At 73.5% G+C, this 13,485-nt stretch carries 10 protein-coding genes; 7 read left to right on the top strand and 3 right to left on the bottom strand.

All coding sequences use genetic code 11. The features are described 5' to 3' along the window. Nucleotides 1-10: 10 nt before the first annotated feature. On the top strand, nt 11-1,012 hold the full coding sequence (locus WA640_RS15105) for a TRM11 family SAM-dependent methyltransferase (protein ID WP_335988683.1): 1,002 nt from the start codon (nt 11-13) through the stop codon (nt 1,010-1,012). Continuing rightward, nucleotides 1,009-1,875 carry a phosphotransferase gene (locus tag WA640_RS15100; protein ID WP_335988682.1) on the top strand — a complete coding sequence of 289 codons (867 nt, stop codon included), beginning with the start codon at nt 1,009-1,011 and terminating at the stop codon, nt 1,873-1,875. The genes WA640_RS15105 and WA640_RS15100 overlap by 4 nt, the downstream gene beginning before the upstream one ends. Nucleotides 1,876-1,877: 2 nt before the next feature. Here the strand turns inward: WA640_RS15100 and WA640_RS15095 are convergent, their stop codons facing one another. Continuing rightward, the gene (locus WA640_RS15095) at nt 1,878-2,780 is read right to left on the bottom strand and encodes an AraC family transcriptional regulator (protein WP_335988681.1); all 903 of its coding nucleotides are present in this window, start codon (nt 2,778-2,780) and stop codon (nt 1,878-1,880) included. Nucleotides 2,781-2,835: 55 nt separating this feature from the next. On the opposite strand from WA640_RS15095, the gene WA640_RS15090 reads away from it, so the two are divergent. From WA640_RS15090 to WA640_RS15080, 3 genes are read left to right on the top strand one after another with little or no spacing between them, the layout of a single operon-like run. Next, nucleotides 2,836-6,171, top strand: coding sequence for a DUF5107 domain-containing protein (locus WA640_RS15090; protein ID WP_335988680.1), 3,336 nt, complete (start codon nt 2,836-2,838; stop codon nt 6,169-6,171). Between the two features lie 24 nt (nt 6,172-6,195). Next, complete coding sequence (locus WA640_RS15085) at nt 6,196-8,493, top strand: beta-galactosidase (RefSeq protein ID WP_335988678.1); 2,298 nt, start codon at nt 6,196-6,198, stop codon at nt 8,491-8,493. A gap of 37 nt (nt 8,494-8,530) precedes the next feature. Further along, nucleotides 8,531-9,448 (top strand): dihydrodipicolinate synthase family protein, encoded by a 918-nt coding sequence (locus tag WA640_RS15080; RefSeq protein WP_335988677.1) that lies wholly within the window; start codon nt 8,531-8,533, stop codon nt 9,446-9,448. Between the two features lie 9 nt (nt 9,449-9,457). Here the strand turns inward: WA640_RS15080 and WA640_RS15075 are convergent, their stop codons facing one another. Together WA640_RS15075 and WA640_RS15070 are read right to left on the bottom strand one after the other, a co-directional pair. Then, nucleotides 9,458-10,114, bottom strand: coding sequence for a response regulator transcription factor (locus WA640_RS15075; RefSeq protein ID WP_335988676.1), 657 nt, complete (start codon nt 10,112-10,114; stop codon nt 9,458-9,460). After that, complete coding sequence (locus WA640_RS15070) at nt 10,099-11,400, bottom strand: sensor histidine kinase (RefSeq protein ID WP_335988675.1); 1,302 nt, start codon at nt 11,398-11,400, stop codon at nt 10,099-10,101. The genes WA640_RS15075 and WA640_RS15070 overlap by 16 nt, the downstream gene beginning before the upstream one ends. Nucleotides 11,401-11,531: 131 nt before the next feature. Here WA640_RS15070 and WA640_RS15065 point away from each other — a divergent pair, with 131 nt between their 5' ends. Beyond that, the gene (locus tag WA640_RS15065; RefSeq protein WP_335988674.1) at nt 11,532-12,383 is read left to right on the top strand and encodes a CPBP family intramembrane glutamic endopeptidase; all 852 of its coding nucleotides are present in this window, start codon (nt 11,532-11,534) and stop codon (nt 12,381-12,383) included. 27 nt (nt 12,384-12,410) lie between these two features. Then, entirely contained in the window at nt 12,411-13,481 is a 1,071-nt protein-coding gene (locus WA640_RS15060; protein ID WP_335988673.1) for an acyl-CoA dehydrogenase family protein, read from the top strand. Nucleotides 13,482-13,485: the final 4 nt, after the last annotated feature.

The raw sequence follows: 13,485 nt of genomic DNA, 5'->3' as shown, positions 1-13,485 counted from the left end.
CGATCCACCGGTGCGCTATTACATTCAGTTCCCTGCCGGGACCGGCGGACTGGTAGAGGAATCCCTCGGCTCCTATGCGACCGGGGTGGACGTCGCCTATGCCGACGACAGCGCCATGGTGTTCGACGCCGATTCCGCGCCCGAGGACATCGAGCGCATTCCCTTCGCGAAGAACTCCTTTTCCGTGATCGCCGACGTGCCCCGGGAGCGACTCGAAACGGCGGCCCTGGACATCGCCGACTTCATCGCCGAGGACCGGCTCGACAGCAGTGCCCGCACGTTCCGGCTCATGTTCCATGTGGACGGCGAACTGGTCGGCATCGGCGCCCGCGCCCGGCGCCGCCTCGAATCCGCCGTCTCGTACGCCTCCGGGCAGCGCGTCGCGCCCAGCGGCGCCGGCGAGGAGTACTGGATCGTCGGACGCACCGAGTACGACCGGTTCATGTTCTGCCGCAGGCACAACCGCCCGAAACTCCCCGCGAAGGCCCGCGGCGCGATCTCCCACGAGCTCTCCGCGATGCTCGTCGCGGCCTCCCGGCCCGAGCCCGGCGACGTGTTCCTGGACCCCTTCGCCGGATCGGGCTCGTTCGTCGAGGCCCGACTGGCATTCCCGGCGCAGCGCATCGTCTATTCCGATACCGCATTGCAACTGCTGCGCGGCGAATTCACCGACCGCCTTAGGGACGGCCGCGCGATCGAATTCCTCGCCGACGACGCACTCGAACTCCCCTCGATCGAAGACCGCAGCGTCGACGTCATCGTCACCGATCCGCCCTGGGGCGAATTCGAGGAACTCGCATTGCCGGTCTCCGAATTCCTCGACCGAATGGCGCAGTCCTTCGACCGAGTGCTGCGCACCGACACCGGCAGGCTCGTGCTCCTCACCGCACGCCGGATCGCCCCCGTCGCCGAAGCGGCCCTGGAGAAAGCGGGCTTCGCCCTGAACGCCGCCCACGGCATCCTCGTCAACGGCCACCCGGCCACCGTCATCATCGGCGGCCGACCGACGTGAACCGCGCGCACGACCTCCAAGTCGTCGAGGCGATCAACCGCGCCACGGACGCTGGACTGACGGCGACCGGCCGAGCCCTGTTCGGCAAGCTCGGCGGTGCGATCTACGCCGAATGGCCCGACGGTCGACCGGCCGTGATCACCCGCTTCACCGGTCCCGCCGACGAGGCCGACCGCACCGTCGACGTACTGACCTATGTCAGGGACCGCGGTCTCCCGGTGCCGCGGCACGAGCCGGCCGTGCGCCTCGGCGACGGCGTCTACTTCGTCCAGGAGCGGCTCCCGAGCGCACCGCCGCAGCCGCTGAGCCCCGCGCGGATGGAAGCGATCGTCGACGTCAACGACCGGTTCGCCGACGCGCTCGCGGACCGGCCCGACATCCCGCCGCCGCCCTTGTCCCGCAACGGCGCTCACGATCCTCGCCACGCGGCCCTCGCCGAACACGGCCCCCGCGGCCGCCGCGTGCTCGACCTGATCGTCCGCGCCACCGAGAGCGCACCGCCCGAATCGGGGACCGACCTCGTCCACGTCGACCTGTCCGGAGCGAACGTCCTCTTCGACGAGCACGGCACCGCGACCGCAGCAGTGGACTGGAACCTGGGCGCCTACCGCGGCGACCGCCACTTCGCGCTCGTCCAGACCCGCTTCGACCGCGAATGGTTCGTCCAGTCGCCCGACCCCGACCCCGTCGAGACCGCGGCGGCCCACCGCCTCGACGAGATCCTCGCCGAACGCCTCCCCGCGGACGTCCTCCGCCGCTACTGGGCCCAATGGCTGCTCCACCACCTCGACCGCGCACTCCGCGCCGCGCCGCCCGAGACGATCGAATGGCACCTCGCCCTGGCAGAATCCCGCCTCGGCTGAGGTCAGGTGCCGAGCGGGCGGCTCCGGTAGGCGGTCGGGGTCGTGCCGTGGACGCGGGTGAACTGGCGCGAGAAGTACATCGGGTCGTCGAACCCGGCTTCGCGGGCGACTGCGGCGATGGGGAGGTCGGAGCCGTCGAGGAGCTCGCGGGCGCGGGTCATGCGCAGGTTCACCTGGAACTGGAGGGGCGAGACGCCGAGGTTGTCGCGGAACAGCGACGTCAGCTGTGAAGCACTGAGGCCGACCATCGAGGCCAGCGCCGTCACCGAGGTGCGGTTCGGCGCCGTGGCGCGCAGGTGGTCCACGGCCCGTTCGAGCGGGTTGAGCGTCGGCCCCGGGTTGCGGCGCCCGGTCGCGATGACCTCGGCGATCGCATGCCAGGCGGCGCCGGAAGCGCGGATGAGCGAGGAGAGGGTGAGTCCTGAGTCGAGGGCGTCGATCACCTGCGACACCAGGCTCGCCACGGGCGCGGGGTCGCGCAGGTGGGTGACCCGGCCGTCCGCGGCGGCGTGTGCGCTCTTGACGAGGTCGGCGGCGTCCGAGCCGGTGAAGTGGAACCACCAGAGCGTCCACGGGTCGGTCTCGGAGGCGCCGTAGGCATGAGGACGGTCGGCGGGCAGGAGGACCGCGCCGCCGCGCGACACCGCGAACTCGGCGCCCTCGGAGCGGCACCAGCCCTCGCCGTCGGTGCAGACCAGGAGGATCTGCTGGGGCGCGCCGCGCGGTCGGGAGCGGCCGTGCCGGGCCGCGTGGGGGAAGTACCCGGCGTCGGTGACCAGGAGCTTCCCGGTCACCGGGTGCCGCAGCGCCCGGTCGGCGATGGAGCGGGGGACGACCAGCATGCGCTGGCCCGCGAAGCCCTCGCGGACCCCGTCGGCATCGGTGACGGTCGTCGGTTCGTCCATGTCCTCCAGTGAAATGACCATCGACTTCGATGTCAAGGGTCCATACGCTCGAACCATGTCGACCGAAGCGTCCAAGATCGTGCTGCCCGACGCCCCCGCCGAGCTCGCCGACCTGCCCGTGCGCGCCTGGCGGGAGGCGGTCGCGATCGACACGTACGCGCCCGCCGCGCCGGACCGCTACCCGGCCTACCTCGACCAGCGCGTCTACCAGGGCTCCTCGGGCGCGGTGTACCCGCTGCCGTTCATCGACGCGATCGAGCGCGAGAAGGCCCCGCGCGAATGGGACGCGGTGCACCTGGAGAACGAGTACGTGCGGCTCATGGTCCTGCCGGAGCTGGGCGGGCGCATCCACGTCGGGTACGACAAGACCCGCGGCTACGACTTCTTCTACCGCAACGAGGTCGTCAAGCCCGCGCTCGTCGGGCTCGCGGGGCCGTGGCTCTCCGGCGGCGTCGAGTTCAACTGGCCCCAGCACCACCGGCCCGCGACGCACCTGCCGACCGAGGCCCTCATCGAGCACGAGGAGGACGGCGCGGTCACGGTCTGGTGCTCCGACCACGACCCGTTCGCGCGCATGCAGGGCATGCACGGCATCCGGCTGCGGCCCGGCAGCGCCCTGATCGAGCTGCGCGGCCACCTCGTCAACCGCACCGACGAGGTGCAGACGTTCCTGTGGTGGGCCAATGTCGCGGCCGAGGTACACGACGACTACCAGTCGTTCTTCCCCACCGACGTGCGCGTCGTCGCCGACCACGCCAAGCGCGCCACCACGAGTTTCCCTGCGGCCCAAGGCCGCTACTACGGGGTCGACTACCCGGCGCAGCGCACGGCCGAGCGCCCCGACGGCGACCGGCTCGACTGGTACCGCAACATCCCCGTCCCCACCTCCTACATGTGCCTGGGCACCGAGGACGACTTCTTCGGCGGATACGACCACGCCGCGGGCGCGGGGTTCGTGCACTGGGCCGACCACCGGACCGCGCCCGGCAAGAAGCAGTGGACCTGGGGCAACGCGCCCTTCGGCTGGGCCTGGGACTCGCATCTGACCGACACCGGCGGGCCTTACGTTGAACTCATGGCCGGGGTCTTCACCGACAACCAGCCCGACTTCGCGTTCCTCCGGCCCGGCGAGACGCGGACGTTCTCCCAGCACTGGTACCCGATCCAGGACACCGGACCGGTCCATCAGGCCACATTGGACGCCGCGGTGCGCCTCGACGTCGACGGCGACCGCGTACGGATCGCCGCGGCGGCCACCGCCCCGCGCCCCGGCGCCCGGGTGGTGCTGCGGCACGGCGACCGGATCGTCCACGAGACGGCCGCGGACCTCGCCCCCGGCGCCCCGCACGTCGAGGAGCTGCATCTGCCCCAGGCGATAGAAGCGACCGGCCTGGAGCTCGCCGTCGAGCACGGCGGCGCGACCCTCGTGTCCTGGCGTCCCCGGCCCGAGCCCGCCGAACCCGCCGTCGCCGAGCCCGCGACCGAACCGCCTGCGCCCGAAGCGATCCCGTCAACTGACGAGCTGTACTTCACCGGCCTCCACCTCGACCAGTACCGCCACGCCACCCGCCCGCCCGAGCCCTACTGGCGCGAGGCCCTGCGCCGCGACCCCGGCGACGCCCGCTGCAACACCGCGCTCGCCACGCGGCACATGCGCGCCGGAAGCCTTCCCGAAGCCGAAGCGCACCTGCGCACCGCGGTCGCACGCCTCACCCGCCGCAACCCCAACCCCCGCGACGGCGAGGCCCACTACCGCCTCGGCCTCGTCCTCGCCCGTCAGGGCAAGGACGAGGAAGCCAAGGCCGCCTTCGGAAAAGCCCTCTGGGACGAAGCCTGGACCGACGCCGCCACGGTCGCCACCGCCCGCCTCGACCTCGCCGCGGGCCGCGACGCCGAACCGGCGCTGCGCGACCTCATCGCCCGCCGCCCCCGCCACACCCAGGCCGGCAACCTCCTCGCGGCAGCGCTGCTGCGCCGCGGCGACCGGACCGGCGCCGCCGCGATCACGGCGGACACGTTGCGCGACAACCCGCTCGACGCCTGGGCCCGCGACCTCGCCGCCCGCCTCGGACTCGACGCCGAACCCACCACCGACCCCACGATCGCCCTCGACACGGCCCTCGAATACCGCGCGATCCGCGACGACGAGGCCGCGACCGACCTCCTCGCGAAGGCCGCGTCCCTCACTCCCGCCCCCGGGCAGGTCAACGTCGCCCTCATCGCCTGGCTCCACCGCGCCGACCTCGAATTCGAACGGGGCGACACCGCCGCCGCCGACCATGCGCTGCAACAGGTCCACGCGCTCGACCGCACCTGGTGCTTCCCCTCCCACACCGAGGACGACGCCCTCGCGCGCCTCCGCGGACACCGCCCCGACGACCCGGTCCTGGCCGCGCTCGCCGGGCACCGCCTCTACGCCGCGGGCCGCCGCACCGAAGCGATCACCGCCTGGGAGGCTGCCGTCGGCACCGGCGACCCGGTGGTGCTCCGCAACCTCGGCGTCGCCGCCCACAACGTCCAAGGCGACCCCGAGCGCGCCGCCGACTGGTACGCGCGCGCCCGCGCCGCCGCCCCCGACGACGCCCGCCTGCTCTACGAGGCCGACCAGCTCGACGCCCGCCGAGGTGTCGACCCCGCCGAACGCCTTGCCGCCCTTGCCGACCGCCGCGACCTCGTCGCCACCCGCGACGACCTCACCGTGCAGTTCGCCGAACTCCTCACCGCCGCCGGACGACCGGGCGACGCAGTCGACGTGCTCGCGGGCCGCGACTTCCAGCCGTGGGAAGGCGGCGAAGGCCGGGTGCTCGCCGCCTGGGAGGACGCCCACCTCCACCTTGCTCGCACCGACCCGGGCCGCGCCGCCGTGCACGCCGAAGCCGCGCTCAACCCGCCCCGCAGCCTCGGCGAGGCCCGCCACCCGCTCGCCAACACCGCCGACCTCCACCTCGCCTTCGGCGACGCGCTCGCCGCGGCCGGGCAGGACCTCGCCGCCCGCGCCGCCTGGGAGCAGGCCGCCGCACAGGACGGCGACTTCCAGGGCATGCAGGTCAAAGCCCACTCCGAGCACACCGCCGCCGCCGTCACCGCGCTGCGCCGCCTCGGCAAGCACGACCGCGCCGCCGCACTGCGCGACGACCTCGCGCAGTACATCGAGGAGCAGGCGCAGGAGACCGCGACGATCGACTACTTCGCGACCTCGCTTCCGACCATGCTCCTGTTCACCGCCGACGTGCAGGCCGACCACGACACCCGCGTGCTCGTCCTCCGCGCCCAGCTCGCGCACCTGGACGGCGACACCGGCCGGGCCGCCTTCCTGGCCCGCCGCGTCCTCGCCCGCGACCCCCTCAACGGCCACGCCCGCACCGTCGCCGCCCTCACCACGCAACGCTGACCACGAAGCGCGCAAAGGAGCGTCATGCACGAGCAAGCCCACGACCTGCGGATCTTCGCCCCGGAGCCGCCCCTGCGCGGCCACCTGCCCTTCGGCGAGCCCCCCGGCACGCCGGACCGGATCGAGGTCACCAGCAGGTGGTTCGAACGCGGCGGCCGCCCGTGGTTCCCGATCACCGGCGAGATCCACTACGCCCGCATCCCCCGCGAACGCTGGAGCGAGGTCCTCGGCCACGCCCGCGCGGGCGGCCTCGACTCCGTCGCCACCTACGTCTTCTGGGCCGCGCACGAACCCGAACCGGGCCGCTTCGACTGGACCGGCAACCGCGACCTGCGCGCGTTCATCCAGCTCGCCGCCGCGCACGGCCTCGACGTGATCGTCCGCATGGGACCGTGGGGCCACGGCGAGTACCGCTACGGCGGCTTCCCCGACTGGCTCATCGAACGCGGCCTCAAGACCCGCACCGACGACCCCGACTACCTCGCGCTCGTGCGCCCGCTCTACGCGCAGATCATCGCCCAGCTCGACGGGCTCACCCACGCCGAAGGCGGGCCGGTCGTCGGCGCGCAGGTCGACAACGAGCTGTACGACCAGCCCGGCCACCTCGCGACGCTTCGCGAGATCGCCGAGGACCTCGGCCTGCGGGTGCCGTTCTGGACCGCCACCGGCTGGGGCGGCGCGCAGGTGCCGGACACGCTCCTGCCGGTCTACAGCGCCTACTCCGAGGGCTTCTGGGAGGACTCGACCGTCGAGTGGCCCGCCTTCGCGCCCTTCCACTTCCGCTACTCCGAGGTCCGCGACGACCTCACCGTCGGCGCCGACCTGCGCGAAGCGCTCGACGGCATCGCCGCCGAGGCCGCCGAACCGCTCAAGCACGACGACCGCACCCCGTTCGCCACCTGCGAACTCGGCGGCGGCATGCACGTCGCCTACCACCGCCGCCCGCTCGTCTCACCCGAGGACGTCGCCAACCTCGCGCTCGCGAAGATCGGGTCCGGCTCGGCCTGGCAGGGCTACTACATGTACGCGGGCGGCACCCAGCGCACGGGCGCCCATGGGACCGAACAGGAGTCGCAGGCCACCGGCTACCCCAACGACGTCCCCGCCCTGAGCTACGACTTCCACGCCCCGATCGGCGAGCACGGCCAGATCCGGCCCCACCACCACGCCCTGCGCCGCCAGCACCTCTGGCTCCAGGCCGAAGGCCGCCGCATCGCCGTCATGGCCTCCACTGTGGGCGGCGGCGACGAAGGGCCCGACGAGCTGCGCTGGGCCGTGCGCTCCGACGGCCGCAGCGGCTACCTCTTCACCACCACCTACCAGCCGCCCAAGCGTCCCCTCGCCGCCCAGTCCGGCGTCCAGTTCACCGTGCGCTTCGACGACGCCGAGGTCACCGTCCCGACCAAGCCGATCGACCTCCCCGCGGGCGTCTCGGTCGTCTGGCCGCTGCGGTACTCGCTCACCGACACCCTCGAACTCCGCAGCGCCACAGCGCAACTGCTCACCCGCCTCGACGACCTCGTGGTCCTCGCCGCCACCGACGGCGTCCCGGTGGAGATCGTCCTCGGCGACGGCACCCTCGTGGACCTCCCCGCCGCGCCCGGCCCGGACTGCCTCATCGACCTCGACGGCGTCCGCCTCCTGATCCTCGACGACGCGAGCGCGAACCGCCTCTACCGGCTCCCGCTCGCCGGCCGCGACCGCCTCGTCCTCGCCGACGCCCCGGTCTACGCCGAGGACGGCGGTCTCGCCCTCCACACCGACCACGAGGAGGTCGCGGTCGCGGTCCTCCCCGCCCCGGACGCCCTCGAAGCCGAAGGCGCCCAGGTCGAGGCAGCGGGTACCGAGGGCCCGTGGACCCGCTGGACGATCACGACTCCCGGCGTCGGCCCCGTGCCGCTCGACGTCGACCAGCCCGGTCCCGCGACCGCCCCCGAGCCCCGCCGCGGCGGCCCCATGAACCGCCTCAGCGCCCCGACCGACTACTCCGGCGCGGCGCAGGTCCACCTCGCCGTCCCCGACCTCGGCGCCGCCGACCGGACCCTGCTGCGGCTCGACTGGACCGGCGACACCGGCCGCGCGTACATCGGCGACGCGTTCGTGAGCGACCACTTCTGGCACGGCCGCGTCTGGGACCTCGACCTGAGCGCCCACCGCGACGCCGTTGCGGCGCACGGCGTCCGCCTCGAACTCCTGCCCTGGCGACGGAGCACCGGCGTCTGGGTCGACCCCTCGGTCCGCGACGTCGAAGACGGCATCACCATCCGCTCGGCCACGATCGTCCGCATCGGCAAAGTCATCCTCCGCGCGGTGCCGTCATGATTGACTCCGGCCCACACGCAAGGAGGAACGAACCATCATGACCACCACGCTGACCGGCGTGATGCCGGTCGCGCCGACCGTGTTCACGCAGGATGAGGCCCTGGACTTGGACGGGCAGCGCCGAGTCGTCGAGTTCCTCATCGACGCCGGATCGGACGCCGTCTGCATCCTCGCCAACTACTCGGAGCAGTTCTCGCTCGACGACAGGGAGCGTCTCGACGTCCTTGAGGCCAGCCTCGACGCCGCCGCGGGGCGCGTCCCGGTCACCGTCACCACCAGCCACTTCAGCGCCCGGATCGCCGCCGAGCGGAGCCGTCAGGCGCAGGAGCGCGGCGCGGCCGTGGTCATGCTCATGGCGCCGTTCTTCGGGACCACCGTGCGCTGCAACGACGACGACGTGGTCGAGTACTTCAAGCGCGTCGCCGACGGCCTCGACGTCGACATCATGATCCAGGACGCCCCGATGAGCGCCACACCGCTCTCCGCGCCGCTCCTCGCCCGGATCGCCGCGGCCGTGCCGCAGGTGAAGTACGCCAAGATCGAGGTCGCCCGCGCCGCCCAGAAGATCCGCGACCTCGCCGCGCTCGCGGGGGAGGACCTGCCCGGCCTGTTCGACGGCGAGGAGTCGGTGACCCTCCTCCCCGACCTCGACGCGGGCGCGGTCGGCACCATGTGCAGCGCGCTCCTGCCCGACCTGCTCGGGCCCGCGGTCCGCGCCCATCTCGACGGCGACCGCGAGAACGCCGTGGCCGTATGGGAAGCGGCCCTCCCGCTCATCCAGTTCGAGAACCGCCAGTGCGGCCTCCGGGCGGCCAAGATCGTGCTCGCCGAAGGCGGCGTGATCGCCTCGGACACCTGCCGGGCCCCGTTCGAGTCCGTGTCCGCCGAGACCCGCGCGGGCCTGCTCGAACACGCCCGCCGCCGCGACCTCCTCGCCCTGCGCTGGGCGAAATGAGGTGAGGGACTAGTTCCGGAGGTAGGCGAGCACCGCGAGCACGCGCCGGTTCGTGTCCTCGTCGGGAGGCAGCCCCAGCTTCGCGAGGATCGAGCCGACGTGCTTGCCGACCGCCGCCTCCGAGACGTACAGACCCCGCGCGATCGACTGGTTCGAGCGGCCCTCGGCGATCAGGCCGAGCACTTCCCGCTCCCGTTCCGTCAACGCCCCCAACGGGTCTCGGTGGCGGCGCACGAGTTGCGCGATGACCTGCGGGTCGAGGACCGTGCCGCCCGCGGCGACCCGCCGCAGGGCGTCGGCGAACTCCGCGACGTCCACGATCCGGTCCTTGAGGAGGTACCCGATGCCGCGCCCGTCGCCGGTGTCGAGCAGGTCGTCCGCGTAGCGGTGCTGCACGTACTGGCTGAGGACCACCACCGGCAGGCCCGGGTCGGCCCGGCGCAGCTCCACGGCCGCGCGCAGGCCCTCGTCGGTGAACCCAGGCGGCATGCGGATGTCGGTGACCACCAGGTCGGGCCGGTGCTCGGCGACGGCCGCCTTCAGCGACTCGGCGTCCCCGACCGCAGCGGCCACCGCGAACCCGAACCGCTCGACCAGGCCCGTCAGGCCCTCGCGCAGCAGCACCCCGTCCTCGGCGAGGACCACTCGGACTACGGCTTCTCGCACGGCAGCTCCACTCGCAGGACCGTCGGCCCGCCCGCCGGGCTCGACAGCAGCATCCTCCCACCGGCGACCGCCGCCCGGTCGGCCAAACCGGTCAGGCCGGTCCCGGCCGCGGGGTCGGCGCCGCCGCGCCCGTCGTCGCGCACTTCGAGGACGAGCACGCCGTCCTCGACACGGGTGCTGATCGCCGCGGCCTCGGCGCCGGAATGCCGGATCACGTTCGTCAGCGCCTCGGCAGCAGTGAAGTACGCGGTCGTCTCGACCAGCGCCGAAGGCCGGTCCTCAAGGCGCACATCGAGATCCACCGGGATCGCGGCGGCGTCGGCGAGTTCGCCGAGCGCCGCGCCCAGCCCCAGGTCGGTGAGGATCTGCGGCCGGATGCCGTGGATGAGCTCCCGCAGCTCGGCCATGAGGTGCTTCGCCTGGTCGTGGGCCTCGCCGACCGAGGCCGCCGCGGGCGAGTCCGGCGGCAGGTCCAGCCGGGCGAGCCCGAGCTTGAGCGTGAGGCTCACCAGCCGCTGCTGCGCGCCGTCGTGCAGGTCCCGCTCGATCCGGCGCCGCTCGGACTCGAAGGCGTCCGCGAGCCTCGTGCGCGACCGGGACACCTCGATCAGCTCCGCGGCGAGCGCCGCCTCCGAACCCGACGCGAGCAGCGCCCGCGCCAGCGCCGCGCGCACCCCCGCCAGCAGCGTCACCAGGTACGGCAGCGCGACGAGCATCAGCACCCCCGCGACGGCGAACGGCGCCGTCTCGTCGACGTCGACGACCGTGCCGAACACCAGGGCCACTTCGCCTTCCGGCTCCTGAAGCGCGAGGATCACCGGGCTCGCGGTGAACACGACCGCGATGAGCGCGAACACGGCCGCGCCGAGCGTCGCGGCGCCCAGCAGCGGCAGCAGGAACGCGTACGCCGCCTCGCGCCAGGCCCCCTGGTCGGCGTACCGCGCCCACATCCGCACCCGCGCCGCCCGCGCCGGAAGCGGCCGCCGGTCGGCGATGCGCAGGAGCCGCCGCTCGGCCGCGCCGATCGGCCCGCCCACGAGCGGCCCGAGCCCGGCCAGCAGCACCAGGCCCACCACCCCGGAGACGACGAGGTCGGCCGTCCCGGCGGTGCCGCCCACCAGCCCCACGACCAGCACCAGCCACGGCACCCCGAGCACCCCGAACGCGAACGCCGCGACCGGCGCGGTCGCCGTCAGGTACCACGCCGAGCGCCACGGCCAGCCGCTCACCGGCAGCCGCGCCAGCCGCATCGCCTCAAGCGCCGTCCCGGGCGCGTCATTGCTCATGGCGTCCACCGTAATCGCGGCGGAGCCGCAGGTGAATGGGGCTGGGCATACGCCCGGGGTATGGCTGGGCATACCCCGATCCGATGCCCCGGCGTAGTGACCCGCGGCCCGCGACGCGGTTGGCTGTCCCCATGGCACGCAACACGAAGGGCCTCACGGCCTACCTGATCCTCTCGTTCGGTCTGGCCTGGGGCGGCATCGCCGCCGTGGTCGCCTCGGGCGGCTCCGTCGTCAACCCGCTCCTCCAACTGCCGATCGCGTTCGCCCCGGCCGTCGCCGCACTCGTCGTCCGCGCCTGGGTGACGCGCGAGGGCTTCGCCGACGCCCGCCAGCGCCTCCGGCTGCGCGCGGCCCGGCGCTACTACCTGTACGCCTGGCTCGGCCCGGTCCTGGTCCTTGCGGCCTCGGTCGCGCTGGCGGGCGCGTTCGGGGACCTGCCCGACCTTGCCGCCGTTCCGGAGGCGGTGCTCGGCGCGGACGTGCCGTGGGCGGTCCTCGCGCCGCTCGCGCTCCTGGTGCCGGTGGTGGCGATGCCGGTGTTCTGGGGCGAGGAGTTCGGCTGGCGCAGCTACCTCCAGCAGCGCGTCGGCCGGAGCCCGCTCACGGCCGCGCTGATCACGGGTCTGATCTGGGCGGCCTGGCATGCGCCGCTGGTGTTCACCGACTACGCCCGCAGCGACGCCCCGGGCCTGACGCTCGCGACCTGGGCCGCGCAGATCATCGCCCAGGCAGTGATCCTGGCGTGGCTGTTCCTGCGCTCGGGCTCGATCTGGGTCCCGAGCCTGGCGCACGCGGGCAACAACCTCGTGATCGGCACGTTCTCCGAGCCGCTGCTCGGCGGGTTCGCGCCGTGGGAGGTGAACCTGCTCCAGGCCGCGCCCCTGCTGGTCCTGTGCGCCTGGATCGTCCTGACGGGCCGCCTGGGTCCGGAACCGCAGCGCCGCAAGGAAACCGGCAATGCTCGAATTGCTCCGATAGGATAAGTGGGAATTCGAGGTGAGGAGCAGAGGATGACGACAGTCGCGGGTGCCCCGGTCATTGCAGCGGTCGCGCGGTACGCGGAGGAGGAGCTGCGGCCCGCCGCGATGGACGTCGACGCCGCCGAGGTCCCCGCGGCCACGATCGAGCGGCTCCGGGGCCTCGGCGTCCTCAACCACCTCGCGCCCGTCGCGTTCTGCGGCGCGGGGCTCGACCGCGACGCCGACCGGCGCCTCCACGAGATCCTGTCCGGGGCCTGCTTCAACACCTGGCTCGTGTGGGCCCAGCACGCGCCGTTCGTCGGCCGCCTCGCCGCGAACCTGAACTCCGGGCCTTCACCGCTCGCCGAGCGGCTGCTGCGCGGCGAGATCCTCTGCGGCGCAGGCATCAGCGACGTGCGCCGCTACCCCGACCGGTACGTCGCCGCGACCCGCACCCCGGGCGGCTGGGTCTTCGACGGCACCCTGTCCTGGGTCAGCGGCTGGGGCCTGAACGAGGTCCTCGCCGTGGCCGCCGTCGATCCCGGCACCGCCGAAGTCGTCACCGCCCTCGTCCCCGTCTCCGACCGCACCGTCGCCACCCCGCTGCGCCTGAGCACGGTCACCGGCAGCCGCACCGAGCGCGTCCGCCTCGACCGGGTCCCCGTCGCCGACGAGCACGTGCTCTCCGTCCAGTCCTTCAACGAGTGGCGCCGCGCCGACGCCGCCCTCTCCGGCGACGCCCGCCCCCACCTCTTCGGCCTCGCCGAGGCCGTCCTGCGCGAACTCGACGCCGAACCCCACGCCGCCGCCCGCGAGTGCGCCGCCGCCTGGCGTCCGCTCATCGCCCGGTACCGCGCCGACGCCTACGGCCTCGCCGACGAGGCCGCCGACACCGAAGGGCCGCACCGCATCGAGGAGCGCCTGGCCCTCAAGGTCACGGTCCTGGAAGCCCTCGGCACCCTGACCCGGGCGCTCACCGCGTCCCGCTCCGGCCACGGCATCGCCGTCGGCGACCGCGCCCAGCTCCTCGCCCGAGCGGCGCAGTTCTGCCTCGTCCAGGGCCAGTCCGCGGCCGTCCGCGACGCGCACCTGAAGCGGCTCACCGCGGCCGCTTCAGGTTAGCGAC

Origin of the sequence: Glycomyces sp. MUSA5-2 (genome assembly GCF_037034145.1) — a bacterium.
GTDB lineage: Bacteria > Actinomycetota > Actinomycetes > Mycobacteriales > Micromonosporaceae > Glycomyces > Glycomyces artemisiae.
Note: the sequence above shows the minus strand (reverse complement) of the source record. Positions and strands in the feature narration are given on the sequence as shown.

Excerpts from the sequence above, each read along its gene's own strand:
- WA640_RS15070 (WP_335988675.1), bottom strand. The coding sequence starts at position 11,400 with ATGAGCAATGACGCGCCCGGGACGGCGCTTGAGGCGATGCGGCTGGCG.
- WA640_RS15060 (WP_335988673.1), top strand. The coding sequence starts at position 12,411 with ATGACGACAGTCGCGGGTGCCCCGGTCATTGCAGCGGTCGCGCGGTAC.
- WA640_RS15065 (WP_335988674.1), top strand. The coding sequence starts at position 11,532 with ATGGCACGCAACACGAAGGGCCTCACGGCCTACCTGATCCTCTCGTTC.
- WA640_RS15090 (WP_335988680.1), top strand. The coding sequence starts at position 2,836 with ATGTCGACCGAAGCGTCCAAGATCGTGCTGCCCGACGCCCCCGCCGAG.
- WA640_RS15085 (WP_335988678.1), top strand. The coding sequence starts at position 6,196 with ATGCACGAGCAAGCCCACGACCTGCGGATCTTCGCCCCGGAGCCGCCC.
- WA640_RS15095 (WP_335988681.1), bottom strand. The coding sequence starts at position 2,780 with ATGGACGAACCGACGACCGTCACCGATGCCGACGGGGTCCGCGAGGGC.
- WA640_RS15080 (WP_335988677.1), top strand. The coding sequence starts at position 8,531 with ATGACCACCACGCTGACCGGCGTGATGCCGGTCGCGCCGACCGTGTTC.